The organism is Mesorhizobium sp. M0954 (assembly GCF_040319155.1).
Lineage (GTDB): Bacteria > Pseudomonadota > Alphaproteobacteria > Rhizobiales > Rhizobiaceae > Mesorhizobium.
Genome location: NZ_JAMYNR010000005.1, coordinates 36546 through 55579 on the forward strand (window position 1 = coordinate 36546; position 19034 = coordinate 55579).

At 63.1% G+C, this 19034-nt stretch carries 16 protein-coding genes; 7 read left to right on the plus strand and 9 right to left on the minus strand.

What is annotated here, in order from left to right; translation table 11 throughout:
* The first annotated feature begins 6 nt into the window (after nucleotides 1-6).
* The 3 genes from NKH93_RS08630 (at nucleotide 7) to NKH93_RS08640 (ending at nucleotide 3173) form a co-directional block, all read left to right on the plus strand.
* On the plus strand, nucleotides 7-624 hold the full coding sequence (locus tag NKH93_RS08630) for a hypothetical protein (RefSeq protein ID WP_352969873.1): 618 nt from the start codon (nucleotides 7-9) through the stop codon (nucleotides 622-624).
* A 61-nt stretch (nucleotides 625-685) separates the two neighbouring features.
* Nucleotides 686-2431, plus strand: coding sequence for a long-chain fatty acid--CoA ligase (locus NKH93_RS08635; RefSeq protein ID WP_352969876.1), 1746 nt, complete (start codon nucleotides 686-688; stop codon nucleotides 2429-2431).
* An 85-nt stretch (nucleotides 2432-2516) separates the two neighbouring features.
* A complete protein-coding gene (locus NKH93_RS08640; protein ID WP_352501688.1) occupies nucleotides 2517-3173 on the plus strand; it encodes a class I SAM-dependent methyltransferase in 657 nt (218 codons plus the stop codon).
* Here the strand turns inward: NKH93_RS08640 and NKH93_RS08645 are convergent.
* Both NKH93_RS08645 and pgi read right to left on the minus strand, forming a co-directional pair.
* A complete protein-coding gene (locus tag NKH93_RS08645) occupies nucleotides 3157-3879 on the minus strand; it encodes an HAD family hydrolase (RefSeq protein ID WP_352448533.1) in 723 nt (240 codons plus the stop codon). The two genes, NKH93_RS08640 and NKH93_RS08645, sit on opposite strands and share 17 nt — an antisense overlap.
* Before the next feature lie 5 nt (nucleotides 3880-3884).
* Nucleotides 3885-5528: a glucose-6-phosphate isomerase gene (gene pgi / locus NKH93_RS08650; protein ID WP_352591237.1), complete on the minus strand. Its 1644-nt coding sequence runs from the start codon at nucleotides 5526-5528 to the stop codon at nucleotides 3885-3887.
* Nucleotides 5529-5783: 255 nt separating this feature from the next.
* Between pgi and pdxR the strand changes: the two genes are divergently transcribed.
* The 3 genes from pdxR to NKH93_RS08665 all read left to right on the plus strand — a co-directional run bounded on the left by pdxR (nucleotide 5784) and on the right by NKH93_RS08665 (nucleotide 10404).
* Nucleotides 5784-7277 (plus strand): MocR-like pyridoxine biosynthesis transcription factor PdxR, encoded by a 1494-nt coding sequence (gene pdxR, locus NKH93_RS08655; RefSeq protein ID WP_023676815.1) that lies wholly within the window; start codon nucleotides 5784-5786, stop codon nucleotides 7275-7277.
* A 192-nt stretch (nucleotides 7278-7469) separates the two neighbouring features.
* Nucleotides 7470-9059 (plus strand): trimethylamine methyltransferase family protein, encoded by a 1590-nt coding sequence (locus NKH93_RS08660; protein WP_352681333.1) that lies wholly within the window; start codon nucleotides 7470-7472, stop codon nucleotides 9057-9059.
* Nucleotides 9060-9174: 115 nt separating this feature from the next.
* A complete protein-coding gene (locus tag NKH93_RS08665) occupies nucleotides 9175-10404 on the plus strand; it encodes an aromatic ring-hydroxylating oxygenase subunit alpha (protein ID WP_352969879.1) in 1230 nt (409 codons plus the stop codon).
* A gap of 46 nt (nucleotides 10405-10450) precedes the next feature.
* Here the strand turns inward: NKH93_RS08665 and NKH93_RS08670 are convergent, their stop codons facing one another.
* The 5 genes from NKH93_RS08670 to NKH93_RS08690 all read right to left on the minus strand — a co-directional run bounded on the left by NKH93_RS08670 (nucleotide 10451) and on the right by NKH93_RS08690 (nucleotide 16733).
* The gene (locus NKH93_RS08670; RefSeq protein WP_352469996.1) at nucleotides 10451-10849 is read right to left on the minus strand and encodes a hypothetical protein; all 399 of its coding nucleotides are present in this window, start codon (nucleotides 10847-10849) and stop codon (nucleotides 10451-10453) included.
* Nucleotides 10850-10966: 117 nt separating this feature from the next.
* Nucleotides 10967-12355 (minus strand): chromate efflux transporter, encoded by a 1389-nt coding sequence (gene chrA, locus NKH93_RS08675; RefSeq protein WP_352969881.1) that lies wholly within the window; start codon nucleotides 12353-12355, stop codon nucleotides 10967-10969.
* Nucleotides 12352-13185, minus strand: a complete 834-nt coding sequence (locus NKH93_RS08680) for a chromate resistance protein ChrB domain-containing protein (protein ID WP_352469994.1) — start codon at nucleotides 13183-13185, stop codon at nucleotides 12352-12354. Before NKH93_RS08680 ends, chrA begins: the two co-directional genes overlap by 4 nt.
* 320 nt (nucleotides 13186-13505) lie before the next feature.
* Nucleotides 13506-15311 carry an IlvD/Edd family dehydratase gene (locus tag NKH93_RS08685; RefSeq protein ID WP_352613838.1) on the minus strand — a complete coding sequence of 602 codons (1806 nt, stop codon included), beginning with the start codon at nucleotides 15309-15311 and terminating at the stop codon, nucleotides 13506-13508.
* A 237-nt stretch (nucleotides 15312-15548) separates the two neighbouring features.
* Nucleotides 15549-16733 (minus strand): Mrp/NBP35 family ATP-binding protein, encoded by a 1185-nt coding sequence (locus NKH93_RS08690; protein ID WP_352577477.1) that lies wholly within the window; start codon nucleotides 16731-16733, stop codon nucleotides 15549-15551.
* 194 nt (nucleotides 16734-16927) lie between these two features.
* Here NKH93_RS08690 and NKH93_RS08695 point away from each other — a divergent pair, with 194 nt between their 5' ends.
* Complete coding sequence (locus NKH93_RS08695; protein ID WP_352469991.1) at nucleotides 16928-17305, plus strand: VOC family protein; 378 nt, start codon at nucleotides 16928-16930, stop codon at nucleotides 17303-17305.
* A gap of 41 nt (nucleotides 17306-17346) precedes the next feature.
* Here the strand turns inward: NKH93_RS08695 and NKH93_RS08700 are convergent, their stop codons facing one another.
* Together NKH93_RS08700 and NKH93_RS08705 are read right to left on the minus strand one after the other, a co-directional pair.
* Nucleotides 17347-18354, minus strand: a complete 1008-nt coding sequence (locus NKH93_RS08700; RefSeq protein WP_352469990.1) for an inorganic phosphate transporter — start codon at nucleotides 18352-18354, stop codon at nucleotides 17347-17349.
* On the minus strand, nucleotides 18354-18995 hold the full coding sequence (locus NKH93_RS08705; RefSeq protein WP_352469989.1) for a DUF47 family protein: 642 nt from the start codon (nucleotides 18993-18995) through the stop codon (nucleotides 18354-18356). The genes NKH93_RS08700 and NKH93_RS08705 overlap by 1 nt, the downstream gene beginning before the upstream one ends.
* Between the last annotated feature and the right edge of the window lie 39 nt (nucleotides 18996-19034).

A 19034-nucleotide genomic window follows, 5' to 3' on the forward strand; every position in this document is an offset into this window, starting at 1 on the left:
TCCCTGATGTTCTTCCAAGCCCCTCTATCAGGCTCGCGAAGGCCGCATATAAGCACCGTTTTTCTAGCTTTGGAACTGCTTGTTTGCCTAACCCACGGGAAGCAGAAAAAAATTCCGGCACGCGGCAAATTGTGGAAAAAACGAGCCGAATCCGCAGATCACGACATTATTAGCGACTTCAATTTTTTGTTGATCGGCGATGCCGCCAATTGTGGGAATCGAGCCGTTCGGTTCAAGAGATGCGCATCCGAAAACCGGTCGCGGCCGAGAGGTTTGACGGCAAGTCTTACCGCACTCCAGGTGGCGAGGCTTGCACGGCCGTCGCTTGTGGCAATACATAGACAGGTGGGCAGCGTGCCGGATTTTCCCACGTTCCGGACATTGCGGCAAGCGTGGGATATCGTTGTGATCAGGGCGGTGGTGGCGCGCAAGCATGCCGAAACAATAAGAACGATTGAGGGAGCGACAGGTGGCAAAACCGGCAAAGACAACCAACGCGGCGAAAGCAAAGGCCGAGGCAACATCGAAAGCAGTCAAGTCAAAAGCGGCCGCCGCCAAGCCGACGGCTACCGCGAAGGCAACCGCGAAGCCGGCGGCGAAGACCACGGCTGGAGCGGCTGCTAAACCGGCACCCGGCAAGACGGCGCCTGCTGCAAAGTCTGCCGCCAAGCCGGCGGCGAAGGCAGTGCCGACAGCGCGCCGACCGCCGGCAGGTCCGGCCAAGAGATTACCAAAGGCGATCACGTCGCTGGCCGCCGGCCTGCCGGAAAAACCGTGGCTCAAGAGTTACCCAAAGATCGTGCCGGCCGAGATCGGCGCCCTGCCCTCCAGCTCGATCGGCGACTTTCTCGTCGCCGTGTGCAAGCAGTTTGCAAGCCGGCCGGCCTTCGTCTGCATGGGTAAATCGATCACCTATGCCGATCTCGAGCGACAGTCGGCCGCCTTCGGCGCCTATCTGCAATCAACGGAGCTGCAGAAGGGCGCGCGCGTCGCGCTGATGATGCCGAATGTGCTGCAATATCCGGTGGCGATGATGGCAGTGCTTCGCGCCGGCTATGTCGTGGTAAACATCAATCCGCTCTACACGCCGCGCGAGCTGGAGCACCAGCTCAAGGATTCCGGCGCTCAAGCCATTGTCATCCTCGAAAATTTTGCCTGCACCCTGCAAGCGGTGATCGCCAGGACCGCGGTCAAGCATGTCGTGGTCGCCTCGATGGGCGACATGCTCGGCGGGCTCAAGGGAACGATCGTCAACTTCGTTGTACGCCGCGTCAAGAAGATGGTGCCGGCATGGTCGCTGCCCGGCCATGTCAAGTTCAACGCCGCGCTGAAGGCGGGCACAGGCAAGGCCTTCAGGCCCGCAAGGGTCACGGCCGACGACATCGCCTTCCTGCAATACACGGGCGGCACGACCGGCATCTCCAAGGGCGCGATGCTTTTGCACAGCAACATTTTGGCGAACGTCGCGCAGAACGCGCTGTGGGCCGAAGACGCTTTTACCGTCAAGCCGAAGCCGGCGCATCTGAACTTCCTCTGCGCGCTGCCGCTCTATCACATTTTTGCGCTGACGGCGAACGTGCTGGTAGGCATGCAGCAAGGCGCGCAGAATGTCCTCATCCCCAATCCGCGCGACATTCCCGGCTTCGTCAAGGAGCTGCAGAAATACCCGATCCACATCTTTCCGGGCCTCAACACGCTGTTCAATGCGCTGCTCAATAATGAGGATTTTCGCAAGCTCGATTTCAAGCCGCTGATCCTGACGCTGGGTGGCGGCATGCCGGTGCAGAGGGCCATCGCCGAACGCTGGAAGGTGCTGACCGGCTGCCCGATCAGCGAGGCCTACGGGCTCACCGAGACCTCGCCGGGAGCAACGATCAACAAATTCAGCGACGGCGTTTACACCGGCACGATCGGCCTGCCGCTGCCCTCGACCGAGATCGCGATCCGCGACGACGACGGCAACAATTTGCCGCTCGGCGAAGTCGGCGAAATCTGCATCCGCGGACCGCAGGTGATGGCCGGCTACTGGAACCGGCCGGACGAGACCGCCAAGGTGATGACCGAGGACGGCTTCTTCAAATCGGGCGACATGGGCTTCATGGACGAGCTTGGCTACACCAAGATCGTCGACCGCAAGAAGGACATGATCCTGGTTTCCGGCTTCAACGTCTATCCGAACGAACTCGAGGAAGTGGTGGCGCAGCATCCAGGCGTACTCGAAGTTGCCGCGATCGGCGTGCCGGACGAGCATTCGGGTGAAGTGCCGAAGCTGTTCGTCGTCAAGAAGGACCCGGCACTGACCGCCGACATGCTGACGGCTTATTGCCGTGAGAACCTGACCGGCTACAAGCGTCCCAGGTATATTGAGTTCCGCACCGAGCTGCCGAAGACACCGGTCGGCAAGATCCTGCGCCGGGCGTTGCGGGGCTAGGCGCAGCTTGAGCGATTGCATCGCCGGCGCCAACGCCGTGAGCATAGGTTCGCGCCCGGACCCGGCACAGTTCATCCGGGCGAACATGCGGATCGCCCCCGTGCCCGCGCTTCCCGAAATTCGGCTTTACACCGCCCATCCGGGAAGCGGGCTCAGGCGGCTTCTCGAATGGAACCAACATGCGACCGAAGAAGACGGACCTGAACCGGAGCCACCGTACTGGGCCTATGTCTGGGCCGGCGGCGCGGTGCTCGCCCGCTACATATTCGACCGGCCGGAGACCGTGGCCGGCCGTCGCGTGCTCGACCTCGGCGCCGGCTCCGGCCTCGTCGGCATCGCGGCGGCGAAGGCCGGAGCCAGCGCGGTGATCGCGGCCGAGATCGATCACAACGGTGTGGTTGCGCTCGGCCTCAACGCGACTGCGAACGGCGTCGCTATCATGATCATTGGCGAAGACATCACCAGCGGTCCGCCGCCACCGGTGGATGTCGTGGTGGTCGGCGACCTGTTCTACGCCCATGATCTCGCCGGCCGGGTCGTCCCCTTCCTCGACCGCTGCCTTGCAGCCGGCATCGCCGTGCTGATCGGCGATCCGGGCCGCGCCTATCTGCCCCGCTCGCGGCTTCGCCTGCTGGCCGAATACGAGGTGCCGGATGTCGGCGAAGGCAGGAATGCGGCGATGAAACCGAGCGGCGTGTTCTCGTTCGGACTAGCTAGCTGCGAGTCTAGACTGTCTCGCTGACCCGCGCCGAAAGAAAATCAGGCAGGTCGGCCACCGAATCCAGAATGACGTCGGCTATCTGGGACAGCGATTCACGTGTGCCGGTGCCGGACAGCACGCCGACCGCCAGACCGCAGCCGCCCGCCCGCGCCATTTCAAGATCGTGACGGTTGTCGCCGACCATGGCGATTGCCGAGGGCCTGAGCCCCGTCAGATCAGAGAAGGCAAGGATCGTATCCGGCGCCGGTTTTGGATTGGCCACCGCGTCGTAACCATAGGCGGCGTCGAAAAGCTGCGCGACGCCCAGCGTGACCAGGGTCTTTTCCGCGCCGCTGGTCGAGTCGTTGGTGGCGACACCAAGCCGGTAGGATTTTCTGTGAAGCAGGCCAAGCGTCTCGACCACGCCCGGCAGCGCCACCGCCATTGCCGATCCTTGCGCCGAGGTGATGGCGTTGAAGCGGGCGACGGCAAGCATCTGGTCCTCGTCGGACAGCCGTGGAAACCACAGCTCGACGACGTCCATGTTGGTGCCGGAGGCAAAAATCGAATCCGGCTTGAAGCGCTTGGTGGCGAAGTCGAAACCCGCCGCCGCAAGCAGCCTGTCTGCTTTCCAGCGATCGCCTTCGGCCGCATCCATCGCCATGAAGTCGGCGATGCCCAGCCATGTCGCGTTGAAATCTACGAGCGTCCCGTCCTTGTCGAACAATATTCCCTTGATGTCCGCCAAGCTTTTCACTCCGGGCCGCGCAAGCGGTGGATGTATTCCACCAGTCCGGCAGTCGAGGCGTCCCGCTTTGCGGCGTTCTCCTTGCCTTCAACGACGGGCAGCAGCCCGGTCGCCAGTTCCTTGCCGAGCTCGACGCCCCACTGGTCGAAGGAGTTGATGTTGAACAGCGTGCCTTCGACGAAGACGCGGTGTTCGTAAAGCGCAATCAGCCGTCCGAACGTGTGGGGGTCGAGTTTCCTGTAGAGGATCGTCACTGAGGGGCGGTCGCCGGAGAAGACGCGGTGCGGAGCAATCCTGTCGACATCGGCCGGCTTCATGCCTTTCGCCAGCATCTGCGCTCGGGCTTCCTCAAGCGTGCGGCCCTTCATGAAGGCTTCCGACTGCGCCAGGCAATTGGCAAGCAGAAGGTCGTGGTGATGCTTCAGTTCCGGCTCGTGGCCGACGGCAGCGGCGAGGAATTCGACCGGAATGAAATCGGTGCCCTGATGCAGAAGTTGGAAGAAGGCATGCTGGCCATTGGTGCCGGGCTCGCCCCAGACCAGCGGGCCGGTCGGCGTCGTTACAGCGCCGCCGTCCAGGGTGACGCTCTTGCCGTTCGATTCCATGTCGAGCTGCTGCAGATAGGCCGGCAGCCTGGACAGACGCTGATCGTAGGGGATGACGGCGCGAGCGGGGTATTTGCAGATCACGCGGTGCCACCAGCCAATCAGCCCCATCAGCGCCGGCAGGTTCTTCGCCAGCGGGGCGGTGCGGAAATGCTCGTCCATCTCATGGGCGCCGTCGAGAAAGGCGCGAAAATCCTTCGGGCCGATGGCGATCATCACCGGCAGACCGATCGCACCCCAGACGGAATAGCGCCCGCCGACCCAGTCCCAGAAGCCGAAGACGCGATCGGGCGCGATGCCGAATTTGGCGACCAGGTCGAGCGCCGTCGAGACGGCGGCGAAATGCTTGCCGACCGCTTCCTTGCCGAGCGCCTTCTCGACCCATCTGCGCGCGGTTTCGGCATTGGTCATCGTCTCGACCGTGGTGAAGGTCTTGGAGGCGATGATGAACAGGGTGGTTTCGGCGGAAAGACCCTTCAGCGTGTCGTGGATATGGGCACCGTCGATATTGGATACGTAATGCGCGCGCGGCCCGTCATGATAGGGCGCCAGCGCCAGCGTCGCCATGGCCGGGCCGAGATCGGAGCCGCCGATGCCGATGTTGACGATGTCGGTGATCTTCTTGCCGGTCGCGCCGGCCGCCTTGCCGGAACGCACCGCGTCGGCGAAGGCACCCATCGCGTCGAGCACGGCAAGGACTTCCGCCTTCACGTCCTGGCCGTCGAGCACGATGCCCTTGCCGGTCAGGTTGCGCAGCGCCGTGTGCAGCACGGCGCGGCCTTCAGTGACGTTGATCTTCTTGCCGGCAAACATCGCGTCGCGCCGGCCTTCGAGGTCAGCGGCCTCAGCCAGTTTCTCCAGCAACTCCATAGTCCGCGCATCGACCGCGCATTTCGACCAGTCGAGCAGCAGGTCGCCGTCACTGGCGGAGAATTTCTCGAAGCGCTGCGGATCGGCAGCGAAAGCCTCGCGCATCGAGCCCGATTTGGCCGCACGGTGATCGCGCAATGCGTCGAGCTGCTTTTGAAAGGACGATTGATCCACTGCTTCGCTCCGGTCTCTTGAGATGCATCTTATCAGGCCGGATGTTTCCGGCGCGTGTCGTCGCGGCAAACTATCGGGTCGAATCCCATCTGTTTCAATGCGCAGCGATGCCGCAGCGCAGCGTGGGCCGGCTCAAAGGATCACTGGCATAAATCCCAGCGATCAGAAAAATTGATTGGCGCAACACCTTGTGCCACCGGTACATTCGACTGGTCCAGCCATGTGAAAAAAGCTGGCCATCGAGGAACATCTCCCATGCCACAGCGAAACGACACGGCCATTTGGTCCGGCCTGTTCCGGATTTCGGCGGAATCCGGTCAGACCCTGCAGGCGCAGATCCGCCAGGCGATCGTCGCCGCCATCCTCGACCGGCAGATCGCGGCTTCCATGCCGCTTCCGTCCTGCCGGATTCTTGCCGAAAAACTCGGCGTGGCGCGCGGCACCGTGGTGCTGGCCTTCCAGCAACTGGTCGACCAGGGCTTCCTGGTGGCGCGCGAGCGCCGCGGCCATTTCGTCAATCCCGAAGTGCTGGCGACGCCGGCCAAGCCGCATCAGAAGGCGCCCGACCAGGCCAACGAGATCGACTGGAAGGCGCGTCGGCAGATCGCGGCGAGCGACATGCCGCCGCCGGCCAAGCACGACAACTGGATCAAGTCGTCATACCCCTTCGTCTATGGCCAATTCGACCCGGCGCTGTTCCCGACCGCCGAATGGCGCGAGTGCAACCGCATGGCGTTGGCGGTGCTCGAAATCCGCAACTGGGCATCCGACATGGTCGACCGCGACGATCCGCTCCTGATCGAGCAGATCCAGGCACGGCTGCTGCCGCGACGCGGCATCTTCGCCAATCCGGACGAGATCATCGTGACGTTGGGCGCGCAGAACGCGCTTTATATGCTGGCGACGCTGTTGATGACCAAGGGCTCCAAGGTGGCGATGGAGGACCCGGGCTATCCCGATGCACGTTCGATCTTCCGGCTGGCCGGCGCCGAGATCCAGCCGGTTCCGGTCGACCACTCCGGCATCGTAACCTCGGCCATTCCCAATGATTCCGGCTTCGTCTTCGTCACGCCCAGCCACCATTGCCCGACCATGGTGCCGCTGTCGGCGGAGCGGCGGCAGGAGCTTTTGGCGCGCGCCAACCGGCACAACCAGATCATCATCGAGGACGGATATGACAGCCAGCTCCTGGACGAGGCGCCGCAGCAGGCGCTGAAGAGCCTCGATCGCTCCGGCCGCGTCGTCTATGTCGGCTCGATGTCGAAGACTCTGGCTCCCGGCCTCAGGCTCGGCTACATCGTCGCCTCGGCCGGGCTGATCTCCGAGCTTCGGGCGCTACGCCGCTTCATGCTGCGCCATCCGCCGGCGAACAACCAGCGCGCCGTGGCGCTCTTCCTGTCGCTCGGCCATCACGAGGCGCTGGTGCGGCGGCTGTCGAGCGCCTTCGACGAGAGGCGCAAGCGTCTGGTCCATGCGATTTCCGCCTTCCTGCCGGAGTGGCGCTCGACCGATTCGGCCGGCGGCACGTCGCTCTGGCTCGAGGGGCCGCGCGGCACCGATTCGCGCGGACTGGCGGAGGCCGCGGCCTCGCGCAGCGTCATCATCGAGCCTGGCGACCGCTTCTTCGACCGCACCGAAAAGCCATCGCGTTTCATGCGCTTGGGCATTTCCTCGATCGCGTTGCAGCACATCGAACCCGGCATCCGCGAACTGGCGACGGCAGCTGGACGCAGGCCGGCAGCGGCCTGATCTCCCTTCCCCGACCGGAGCCTGGCGCATGTGGTGCGGCTCCGGTTCTTTAGCTCCTTGGCATATTCGACGGGACCGGCTGGCACATAGGCTGTGCCAATGCCGGCGGCATAGTCGCTGTGTAGAGGGACGAAGCAGGCCGATGGTGGACCAACCGCCGCGAGTTCCTGCCGATGAAGGTGGAGTGCTTCCATGCCAGTGGCTGTCGAACAGCAGGACACGTCGGCGAACCGTCGTCCACAGCGCTCCGGTCTTCGCGAAACAGGACATGCCATGCGATCAGCTCCTCTGATGGAGGACACCGGACCACGACACCAGGCCATCGAGAGCGGCAGCTACGGGCCGCTGCGCGGGGATGACTGCGAGCGCATCCACGAGGGCGTGCTGACGCTCCTGGAGACGGTGGGTTTCGCCAATGCCATCCCTTCCTGCATAAAGGTGCTGACCAAGGCGGGGGCGGTCCATGGCGACGACGACCGTGTGCGCTTTCCGCGCGCGCTAGTGCTCGACACCATCAAGCGGGCGGCACGACATTTCACACTTCATGGCCAGGACGCCAGGCACGACATGGTGGTCCAGGGCAAGCGCGTGCACTACGGCACGGCAGGTATCGCCGTGCACCTGGTGGATCTGGAGAAGCGCGAGTACCGCGAATCCAAGCTGCAGGACATTTATGATGCTGCCCGCATCGTCGATGGGTTGGACAACATCCATTTCTTCCAGCGGCCGATGGTGGCGCGCGACATCGCCGATCCGCTCGAGATGGATTTCAACACGCTCTATGCCTGTGTGATGGGGACATCGAAGCACGTCGGAACATCCTTCACCGTGCGTGAGAACGTGAAGCCGGCGCTTGAAATGCTGTACGCCATCGCCGGCGGCGAGGAGAATTTCCGCGCCCGGCCATTCGTTTCTAACTCTAACTCATTCGTCGTGCCGCCGATGAAGTTCGCCGAGGATGCCTGCGGCGTGCTCGAGGCTTGCGTTGAAGGCGGCATCCCGATCCTGCTGCTCTCGACCGGCCAGTCCGGCACCACAGCACCCGCGGCGATGGCCGGCGCCGTCGTGCAAGCGGTGGCCGAAGTACTGGCCGGCCTGGTCTATGTCAATGCGCTCAAGCCGGGCCATCCGGCGATCTTCGGCGCCTGGCCGTTCATGTCGGACCTGCGTACCGGCGCCATGGCCGGCGGGTCGGCCGAGCAGTCGGTGGCAACGGCGGCCTGCGCCCAGATGGCGCAATTCTACGATCTGCCCGGCGGCTCGGCCGCTGGCATGACGGATTCGAAACTGCCCGACATTCAATCCGGCTACGAAAAGGGCATCACCAATGTGATGGCCGGCCTCTCCGGCCTCAACCTCGTCTACGAGGCGGCCGGCATGCATGCCTCGCTGCTCGGCTTCTGCCTGGAGAGCCTGGTCATCGACAACGACATGCTCGGTCATTGCCTGGGCTGCGCACGTGGCATCGACGTGACCGACGAGGCCCTGTCGATCGACAGCATCACCGAGGTCTGCCTCAAAGGCCCAGGCCACTATCTCGACAGCGAACAAACGCTCAAGCTGATGCAGACCGATCATCTCTATCCCGCCTTCGCCGATCGTTCCTCACCGAAGGAATGGAACGAAAAAGGCCGACCTGATATATTGCTGCGTGCGATCACCGAGAAGAAACGCATTCTTGCCGAACGATTTCCGCGCCACGTGCCAAAACAGGTCGACGACAGATTGCGTGCCCGCTTCGGCAGCCTGATCCACCTGCCGCGCACGCATATGGGCGGCTGACCGGAGACGAGTTCGTGCAGCCATACAGCCACCACCCAGAGCCAATTCCGGACGGAAAACCGCTTCACAGTTTTCCTGGAATTGCCCCAGGACCAACCATCGGGCAGAACGACAAATGACTGCGCATCCTATCCTGCAAGCCCACACCGACGGCGACGCGATCGATCGGCTGGTGGCGTCTCACCGGCCCGGCCACGGCCTGGTGCGTGCCTTCTATCATGACCCGGCGATCTTCGAGCGCGACATGGAACGTGTCTTTCGCCGCCACTGGCATTGCCTGGCCCATGCCAGCGTTATCCCGAACCCCGGCGATTTCGAGCTGTTCAAACTGGGCGACGAGGCGGTCATCCTGACGCGCGGCATGGATGGCACGGTGCATGCCATGCTCAATGTCTGCCGCCACCGCGGCGCCGAGGTCTGCACCAAGGAGAAGGGCAACGCGAAGATGTTCGTGTGTCCCTACCACGCCTGGACCTATTCCAATGACGGGTCGTTGCGCGCTGCCCGCCTGATGCCGAAGGATTTCGACCGCACGGCGCACGGGCTGAAGAAGCTTCATGTCCGCGTTGCCTCCGGGCTGGTTTTCATTTCCTTCGCGGAGACGCCGCTCGATTTCGATCCAATCGAACAGTCGCTGCGCACAAGCTGCGGCCAGTATGGCTGGGGCGACGCCAAGGTGGCGTATCGCCAGTCCTATCCGCTCGACGCCAACTGGAAGCTCGCCGTCGAGAACTATGTCGAATGCTACCATTGCGGGCCGGCGCATCCGGAATATTCGCAGACGCATGCGCTGGAAAAGCCGGCCGAGATGATCGAGCAGCTCAACGCGGCGATGGAGCAGCGCACCTGCGCATTTGGCATCGAGATCGGCAGCGCCAACCGCTGGCAGAACTCGGCGGCCGGTCAGGAAGCAATCCATACCTTCCGCTATGCGCTCTATGATGGCGTTTCGAGCGGCAGCCAGGATGGCTCGCCGGTGGCCCCGCTGATGGGCCGCTTCACCGACTATGACGGTGGCGTCACCTCCATCCATCTCGGCGGCACGACCTTCCTCGTGTGCTATCCCGATCACGGCATGATCTACCGCTTCATCCCGAAAACCGCGGGTACCTGCGAGATGGAGCTGATCTGGCTGGTGCGCGGCGACGCGGTCGAGGGCCAGGACTACGATCTGGAGAAGCTGACCTGGCTGTGGAAGGTCACCACCCAAGAGGACAAGAAGATCATCGAGCACACAGCGCGTGGCGTGCGCTCGCACTATTTCGTGCCGGGGCCGATCGCGCCGATGGAATACAACGAACTGCGCTACATCGGCTGGTATCTTGAGGAGATCAGCCGGGCTTGATCGACTCGGCTGCCGCGGGGGGATCCGGCAGATCTTGCCTGTCGCGTCATTCCGCGCTGAGCCCGTATCGGTCGACGACTTCGGCGTTGATCAGCTTGGCATGCAGCGTCATCAGCACGATCTGTGCGTCGAAGCTGTCGCCGGCCTCAAGTGCCGCCTCGATGCGGCGCTCGGCTTCCAGCGTCCGTTGATGGCCATTGGCTTGCTCGAAGGTTTCGGGACCCGCGATGCAATAGCTGCACAATTGTGCCACCGACGCATAGATGCCCGGCGGCGGCTCGTCGGGCCAGTGATCCTTCATCAGATTGACGATCGTGAGTTTTACCCCCTCCGGCACAAGGGCGGGATGCAGATCGGCGCCGCGCAATGCATCGTCGAGCTGCCTCAAGTCGCCCGAGCGACCGAACATTCCAAGGAAGCCGAGGGAAGAACGCCGTTGCGCCATAATGGTCCAACCGTTCCCAACCAGTTAGGTGGTTCACAAGCGGAATACAAAAGCAGCGGCATCCAAAGCGTCGCGTTTAAGTAGATTCAGGCGATGCGCTTCAAGTCCTTGCAGGCATCAGCTACTTACCGCCAGCAACAAGACACCGGCCAGCGCCGATCCGGCAAGCGTCGGCAGCATACCGATCTTCAGCTTCAGAATGGCGATCATCGAGGCACAGGAAAGCAGCGCCGCGCGCCAGTCTATCGATGAAAGCACCGGCACGTCCATTCCAAGCCCGACATTGCGCACTTCGCCGAAGATGACGTGCAAGCCGAACCATAGAGCGAGATTCATGATGACGCCGACGACGGCGGCGGTGATCGCACCGAGCGCCGCCGACAGCGCCTTGTTGCCGCGCAGCGCTTCGATGTAAGGCGCGCCAAGGAATATCCATAGGAAACATGGGGTAAACGTCGCCCACAGCGTGAACAGCCCGCCAAACAGTCCGGCAACCAGCGGCGCCAGCAAGCCCGGCTGGCGGAACGCGGCAACGAAGCCGACGAACTGCAAGACCAGGATGAGCGGACCCGGCGTGGTTTCGGCAAGTCCAAGGCCGTCGACCATTTCACCGGGTGCCAGCCAGCCGAAGTACTCGACCGCTGCCTGCGCGACATAGGCAAGGGCTGCGTAGGCGCCGCCGAAGGTGACGACCGCCATGATACTGAAGAAGCCACCGATTTGAGTCCAAACGCTGGCAGGGCCGGCGAAAGCCCAGACCAGCAGAACAGGCCCCAGCCAGATCGGCAGCCAGATCGCCAAAGTGCGCGGCGCGTGCCATCGCGTCGGCCTGACGTGGGTCAGTTCACCGCGCTCGAACATCAGATCCACCGCGCCCTTGATGTCGGGAACATCGCCCTTGCCCTGCGATGCGGCTGAAAAAAATGCCGGCGCACTACGGTTGCCGATCCAGCCTGTCAGGCCGGCAAGCAGGACGATCAGCGGAAACGGCACGTTCAACGCGTAGATGGCGATGAAGGCGGCGAGTGCGATCGACACCATGATCGGGTTTTTCAGCGCGCGTCTGCCGATCCGGATCACCGCCTCGATGACAATGGCGAGCACGGTCGCCTTGACCCCGAAAAACAGCGCCGCAACGAGTGGTACATCGCCATAGAGCGCATAGAGGCTGCTCAGGACGAGCATGACAAGCGCGCCCGGCACGACGAAGAGAATGCCGGCAACAAGGCCGCCGGCCGTTTTGTGAAGCAACCAGCCGATATAGATGGCGAGCTGCTGGGCCTCGGGGCCAGGCAGCAACATGCAGTAGTTCAACGCATGCAGGAAGCGCTGTTCGCCGATCCAGCGCCGTTCCTCGACCAGTTCCTTGTGCATGAGCGCGATCTGCCCGGCCGGCCCGCCAAAGCTGAGCACGCCGATTTTCGCCCAGACCTTCACGGCCTGCCGGAAGCTCGGCACAGCGGGCTCCTGAATCTCCGCCGGCTTTTTCGATAGGACGGCGCTCACGATGGTTTGCCCGCGCTGACTGCGCCGGCGGCCGGCCAGTTATGCGTCTCCTCGGTGGCATCGCGGCACCAGCGGAAGAACATATCATAGAGCAGCATGCCGGCCTCGAGCTGCTCCAGATCGTTGCGAAACATCCGTGACAGGCCAAGCGAGGCGGCCAGGAACCCGGCCGCCTGTGGAACAAGATCGAGGCTCGCAGTATCGGCGGCGCGTATGATCGTGGCCAAGCGATCGAGTGCTTCGGATTTAAGCCCGAACTCCTCGATCATGGTGTCGAAGGTGCAGCGTTCGCCGCGATGGCTCCAGAACACGTTCTCAATGTCGAAAGGCACGGCCTGAAAGCGATCGGCGACGGCCGACACTTCGGCCGGCTCGACGAAGAGAAAGACCGCGTGAGGATCGATGAAGCGCCGAATCAGCCAGGGGCAGGCGATGCGGTCGACCTTCGGGCGCGTACGCGTCACCCAAACGGTGCGGCCCTTGGCATCGCGGGGCGGTATCTTGCGGGCGTCAACGAGAAGCCCCTTGGCATCGCGCCAGTCTTCAAACCCGCCGTCGAGCGATTCGGCGGCAATGCCCTCGTGGCGCAGCCATGCGGCCACGCCTTGCGAGAGCTTTTTTCCCTGTTGGCAGACGACTGTCACTTGCCAGCCGGCGAAGTCGGCAGCCCAGTTCGAGACAGTCCTGAAATCACGCCGATCCGACGCCGGCAGCAGTCGCGGGTCGGCGTTGTAGTCATCGTCGATGCGGACATCGATGATCGCGGGTGCACCCGGCAGACCAATCAGACGGGATAGTTGCGGTACGGTGATGGTTGTTGTCGACGGCATGGCGTCCACCTCCTGGAAAGAGAAGCTTGGACGCGAACATTGGGCTGACGCCTCACGGGGTCGTCGCGATTAACCCCTTGCGATGATCGTGGATTTGTCGCGCTCGCTTGTCAAGCATTGCCGTTCTCGCGGGAGCAATCGCTGTTGACAAATGACCGCGTCCAACCCTGTGCCGGGCATTTCTGCCCATTATCGGCAGGCTATCGCAGGTGGAAAGCCGAGGCTTTCGCTCTGCGATGTGACCCCACCCCTACCCCTCCTGGCGCTGACCTCGGCAAATTGCCTGCACCGGCGGCTGGCTCATGCGACGGATCCTGGTGTCAGTGATTGTCCCTCGGCACCCCGCTTGTATGCGCCACATCCTGGTATTTCACCGCCGGCTTCAGCACCATGCCTTCGGAAAACTGGTCGACCATGCCGCGCTGGATCTCCTGCCACGGCGTCTGGTGCTTGGGATAGTGATAGCCGCCATTGTTCTGCAGTTCGGTGCGCCGCCGCGTGATCTCGTCGTCGCTGACGAGGATATCGGCGGTGCCCTTGCGCAGATCGACGCGGACGCGGTCACCGGTCTTCAGCAGCGCCAGCCCGCCGCCGATGGCGGCTTCCGGCGAGGCGTTGAGGATCGAGGGCGAACCCGACGTGCCCGACTGGCGGCCGTCGCCGATACAGGCCAGCGCGTGGATGCCCTTTTTGATCAGATAGGCCGGCGGCTGCATGTTGACGACTTCGGCGCCGCCCGGATAGCCGATCGGGCCGGCGCCGCGCATGAACAGGATGGTGTGCTCGTCGATGCCTTGTGCCGGATCGTCGATGCGGGCGTGGTAATCCTCGGGCCCGTCGAACACCATGGCGTTGCCCTCGAAGGCTTCGGGGTCCTTCGGGTTCGACAGATAGCGCTCGCGGAACTCGGGCGAGATGCCGCTGGTCTTCATGATCGCCGAATCGAACAGATTGCCCTTGAGATTGATGAAGCCGGCATTGGCTTTCAGCGGCTCGGCAACCGTGCGGATGACGTCGAGGTTCTCGTTGACGGCGCCCCTGCAATTGTCGCCGATGGTCTTGCCGTTAGCTGTCATGGCTTCCGGATAGGGCAGCAGGCCGCCCTTCATCAGTTCGGCGACCACGGCCGGCACGCCGCCGGCATGGTGATAGTCCTCGCCGAGATATTCGCCCGTCGGCTGCAGATTGACGATGAGCGGTATGTTGAGGCCGACCTTCTGCCAATCGTCATTGTCGAGCGGCACGCCGAGATGGCGGGCGATGGCATTGAGGTGGATCGGCGCATTGGTCGAGCCGCCGATCGCCGAGTTGACGACGATGGCGTTCTCGAAGGCCTTACGGGTCATGATGTCGGAGGGCTTCAGATCCTCATGCACCATGTCGACGATGCGCTTTCCGGTCTCGTAGGCGATCTGGCCGCGCTCGCGATAGGGGGCGGGGATAGCGGCCGAGCCCGGCAATTGCATGCCGAGCGCCTCGGCCAGCGAATTCATCGTGGTGGCGGTACCCATCGTGTTGCAATAGCCGGTCGACGGCGCCGAGGAGGCAACGATATCCATGAACTCGTCATAGCCAATCTCGCCGGCCGACAGGCGCTGGCGCGATTCCCAGACGATGGTGCCGGAGCCGGTGCGCTTGCCCTTGTGCCAGCCGTTGAGCATCGGGCCGACCGAAAGCGCGATAGCCGGAATGTTGACGGTGGCCGCGGCCATCAGCATGGCCGGCGTCGTCTTGTCGCAGCCGATGGTGAGGACCACGCCGTCGAGCGGATAGCCGTAGAGCACCTCTACCAGGCTGAGATAGGCAAGGTTGCGGTCAAGTGCAGCAGTGGGCCGCTTGCCGGTCTCCTGGATCGGGTGGCAAGGGAACTCGAAAGGGATGCCACCCATCGAGACGATGCCTTCGCGCACGCGCTTGGCCAGTTCGATGTGATGGCGGTTGCAGGGCGACAGGTCCGAGCCGGTCTGGGCGATGCCGATCAGCGGCTTGCCGGACATCAGTTCGGCCCGCGTCAGCCCGTAATTCAGGTAGCGCTCCAGATAGAGTGCCGTCATGCCCGGATTGTCGGGATTGTCGAACCACTCCTGCGAGCGAAATTTTTTCTTGTGGGTGGGGGCGCCTGCCATCGTGGTCTCCGTATTTGTATGACAAATCGATATGACAACGCGCGGGAGCAGGCAAGGGGCACGCGCCATCCGAATCCGCTCTTTGGTACGAAAGACATACATCTGCCTCCGCGCCAGACGGGATCGTGGTTTGTCAGCCCGCTATCCCGGAGAGTTGGAGCGCGTCGCCGCGGACCCTACCTGACCCTTCCGGCCACCCTCCCCCTCAAGGGGCCCACTTGGGGAGGCACATCCGCATCACTCGAACACGATGCTCGGCACTGCAGCCTCGGCCGCGCCGCGCTCTTCATTGACGCGGTCCCAGACCTTGGCCGCGATGTCGCGATAGATTTTCGCCTCAGCGCCATCCGGCTTGGAGACCACCACCGGCGTGCCGGCATCGGAGCTTTCGCGGATGCCCATCTCGAGCGGCACTTCGCCAAGGAAGGTGACGCCGAGACGCTCGGCCTCGCGGCGGGCGCCGCCATGGCCGAAGATGTCGTAGCGTTTTCCCGTATCGGGGGCGAGAAAATAGCTCATGTTTTCGACGATACCCAATAGCGGCACGTCGACCTTTCTGAACATGTTGAGGCCTTTGCGCGCATCGATCAGGGCCAGGTCCTGTGGCGTCGAGACGATGACGGCGCCGGCCAGCGGCACCTGTTGGGCCATGGTCAGCTGGGCGTCGCCGGTGCCGGGCGGCATGTCGACGACGAGCACATCAAGCGGTCCCCATTCGACCTCGCGCAGCATCTGCGTCAATGCCGACATCACCATCGGCCCGCGCCAGATCATCGGCGTCTCCTCATCGACGAGGAAGCCCATCGACATGACCTTGAGGCCATAATTCTGCATCGGCTTCAGGATCTTGCCGTCGACGGTCTGCGGCCTGCCACGAATGTTGAGCAGACGCGGCATGGAAGGGCCATAAATGTCGGCATCGAGCACCCCGACCCGCAGCCCGTTGGCGGCAAGCCCAAGGGCGATATTGACGGCGGTAGTCGACTTGCCGACGCCGCCCTTGCCGGAAGCGACGGCGATGATCGCTTCGATGCCGGGTACGCCGCGCTTGCCCTGGCTGTGCGAGGCGGGCGCCTGCGGCGCGGGACGCGCAGGTGCGGCCGGCGGAGCGGGCCTCTGAGCCGGTCTTTGCGGAACCGGCGCCTCCATGCCGCCGCCCTTCTTTTCCGCCGTCAACGCGACCACGGCGCCGGCAACACCGGGGATCGCCTTGACGACACGTTCGGCCGCCGCACGCAGCGGTTCCATCTCCTGGGCACGGGCAGCGGGAACGGTGATCGAAAAGAACACCTTGGCATCGGCAATGAAAATCTCGGAAACCAGGCCGAGGTCGACGATATTGCCGGTGAAATCCGGCCCATTGACCGTCTTCAGGCGCTCGATAACGATTTCCTTGGTCACGTTTTCATTGGCGGCGGGCATGAGTTTTTCCTCTACTTTTCCGCTCCAGATAATGCAGTTCCGGAACAGAACCAAGCGATGGACCACCAATTGCAGCGGCGTATCGGGGAGGCAGCGAGCATATGACGGCATTTCCAGTGGGAGCAGCCGTCGCCAAATCGTCAGCGCAGCCTATTTCATGAGCATGGAATGACAGCCAGGGAAGGAGACGAATCATGCTCGCAAACAGCAACGCGACGGCCAATCTCGCCGTGAAGGACCTGGCCAAGGCCAGGGCATTCTACGAAGGGGTCCTTGGCCTGAAAGAGGTGCACAATGAAGGTGGCGAACTGATCGTCTATAAAAGCGGCGACACCAGCATCAACGTCTACCGTTCGAACTTCGCTGGGACCAACAAGGCGACGGCTGTGACATGGACGGTCGGCGACGAACTCGGCAAGATCGTTGAGGCATTGAAATCGAAGGGCGTGACCTTCGAGCATTACGACATGCCCGGGCTGACGCTTGAGGGTGACATCCATGTCGGTCACGGCATGAAGGTCGCATGGTTCAGGGACCCGGACGGCAACATCCTGAATCTTGTGGACCGGTAGTCGCCGCGCCAGAGGCGGCTCCAGGCGCCATGATGCTCACATCACCTTGCCAGACCGACCGCGAAGTAGGTGAGAGCCGCGATCGCCGCGGTTGCCGGCAGGGTGACGATCCATGCCACCACGATGTTGCCGGCAATGCCCCAGCGAACGGCGGAGACGCGGCGGGCGGCGCCGACGCCGATGATGGCGCCGGTGATCGTGTGCGTGGTCGATACAGGAATACCGAGCCAGGTGGCGGCGAACAGGGTGATCGCTCCGCCGGTCTCGGCGCAGAAACCCTGCATCGGGTTCAGCCGGGTGATCTTCGAGCCCATGGTGTGGACGATGCGCCAGCCGCCGAGCAACGTGCCCAGCGCCAGCGCCGACTGACAGGTGATGACGACCCACAGCGGCACGTAAAAATTCGCGCCGAGCATGCCTTGCGAATAGAGCAGCACGGCGATGATGCCCATGGTCTTCTGCGCGTCGTTGCCGCCATGGCCGAGCGAATAGAGCGAGGCGGAAAAGAACTGCATAACGCGGAAGGTGCTGTCGACGGCGAACGGCGTCTGCCGCACGAACAGCCAGGAGACCGCGAGGATCAAGACAAGCGCCAGCAGAAAGCCTGCCGCCGGCGATAGCACGATGGCCGCCGTCGTCTTGCCCAACCCGGCCCAGACGATGGCACCGGTGCCTGCCTTGGCAACCCCGGCGCCGACCAAACCGCCGATCAGAGCGTGCGAGCTGCTGGACGGGATTCCGACGAGCCAGGTGACGACATTCCAGACGATGGCGCCGACAAGTGCTGCGAAGATCACTGCCGGCGTGACGATGCTGGCGTCGATGATGCCGGTTCCGAGCGTCTCCGCTACGTGGAGACCGAAGAACATGAAGGCGATGAAATTGAAGAAGGCCGCCCAGAACACCGCATAGTGCGGCCGCAGCACCCGGGTGGAGACGATGGTGGCGATGGAGTTGGCGGCATCGTGCAGGCCGTTGAGGAAATCGAAGAACAGCGCGACGACGACAAGGCCGACCAGCACGGGAAAGGCTATTGCGGCTTCTGACACTATACGTTCTCGATGACGATGCCGCTGATTTCGTTGGCGACGTCCTCGAAGCGATCGACCACCTTTTCCAGCTGGCCGTAAATCTCGCTGCCGATCAGATAGGCCATCGGATCGCTGCGACCGTGCCGCTTGAACAGGTCCTTCAGGCCCTGCTCGTGCAGGTCGTCGGCCCGGCCTTCGGCGCGCATGACCTCCTCGGCGATGGCGTTGAGGCGCACCGTATGCGCCCCGACCTTGCCGAGCAGCGGGATCGCCTCGGCCACCAACTTGGCGGCCTCGACGATGACACCTCCCATTTCCTGCATCAGCGGGTCGAATTCCTTCTTCTCGAACAGCCTTACCGTCTTGACGGTTTTGTGCATCATATCGATGGCATCATCCATCGACTGGATCAGGTCCTTGATGTCGCCGCGGTCGAAGGGCGTGATGAAGGAGCGGCGCACGGCCAGCAGCACTTCCGCGGTGATCTGATCGGCTTCGTTCTCGAGATCGATGATCGTCTGGCACCAGCGCTCGATGTCGTTGCCCTGCAAAAGCTGCTGCAGTGCCTCGGCGCCACCGACCACGGTGCGGGAATGCCGCTCGAACAGGTCGAAGAAGCGATCTTCGCGCGGCAAAAGCTTGCGGAACCAGCCCAGCATGTTCGGTACTCCCGTCGTGTCCAGTCCACGACCCCGTCT

Coding starts and splice junctions, on each gene's coding strand:
- NKH93_RS08685 (WP_352613838.1), bottom strand. CDS start 15,311: ATGGCAGGCGCCCCCACCCACAAGAAAAAATTTCGCTCGCAGGAGTGG.
- NKH93_RS08670 (WP_352469996.1), bottom strand. CDS start 10,849: ATGGCGCAACGGCGTTCTTCCCTCGGCTTCCTTGGAATGTTCGGTCGC.
- NKH93_RS08660 (WP_352681333.1), top strand. CDS start 7,470: ATGCCAGTGGCTGTCGAACAGCAGGACACGTCGGCGAACCGTCGTCCA.
- NKH93_RS08695 (WP_352469991.1), top strand. CDS start 16,928: ATGCTCGCAAACAGCAACGCGACGGCCAATCTCGCCGTGAAGGACCTG.
- NKH93_RS08680 (WP_352469994.1), bottom strand. CDS start 13,185: ATGCCGTCGACAACAACCATCACCGTACCGCAACTATCCCGTCTGATT.
- NKH93_RS08705 (WP_352469989.1), bottom strand. CDS start 18,995: ATGCTGGGCTGGTTCCGCAAGCTTTTGCCGCGCGAAGATCGCTTCTTC.
- NKH93_RS08665 (WP_352969879.1), top strand. CDS start 9,175: ATGACTGCGCATCCTATCCTGCAAGCCCACACCGACGGCGACGCGATC.
- NKH93_RS08690 (WP_352577477.1), bottom strand. CDS start 16,733: ATGCCCGCCGCCAATGAAAACGTGACCAAGGAAATCGTTATCGAGCGC.
- pdxR (WP_023676815.1), top strand. CDS start 5,784: ATGCCACAGCGAAACGACACGGCCATTTGGTCCGGCCTGTTCCGGATT.
- NKH93_RS08630 (WP_352969873.1), top strand. CDS start 7: ATGTTCTTCCAAGCCCCTCTATCAGGCTCGCGAAGGCCGCATATAAGC.
- NKH93_RS08640 (WP_352501688.1), top strand. CDS start 2,517: ATGCGGATCGCCCCCGTGCCCGCGCTTCCCGAAATTCGGCTTTACACC.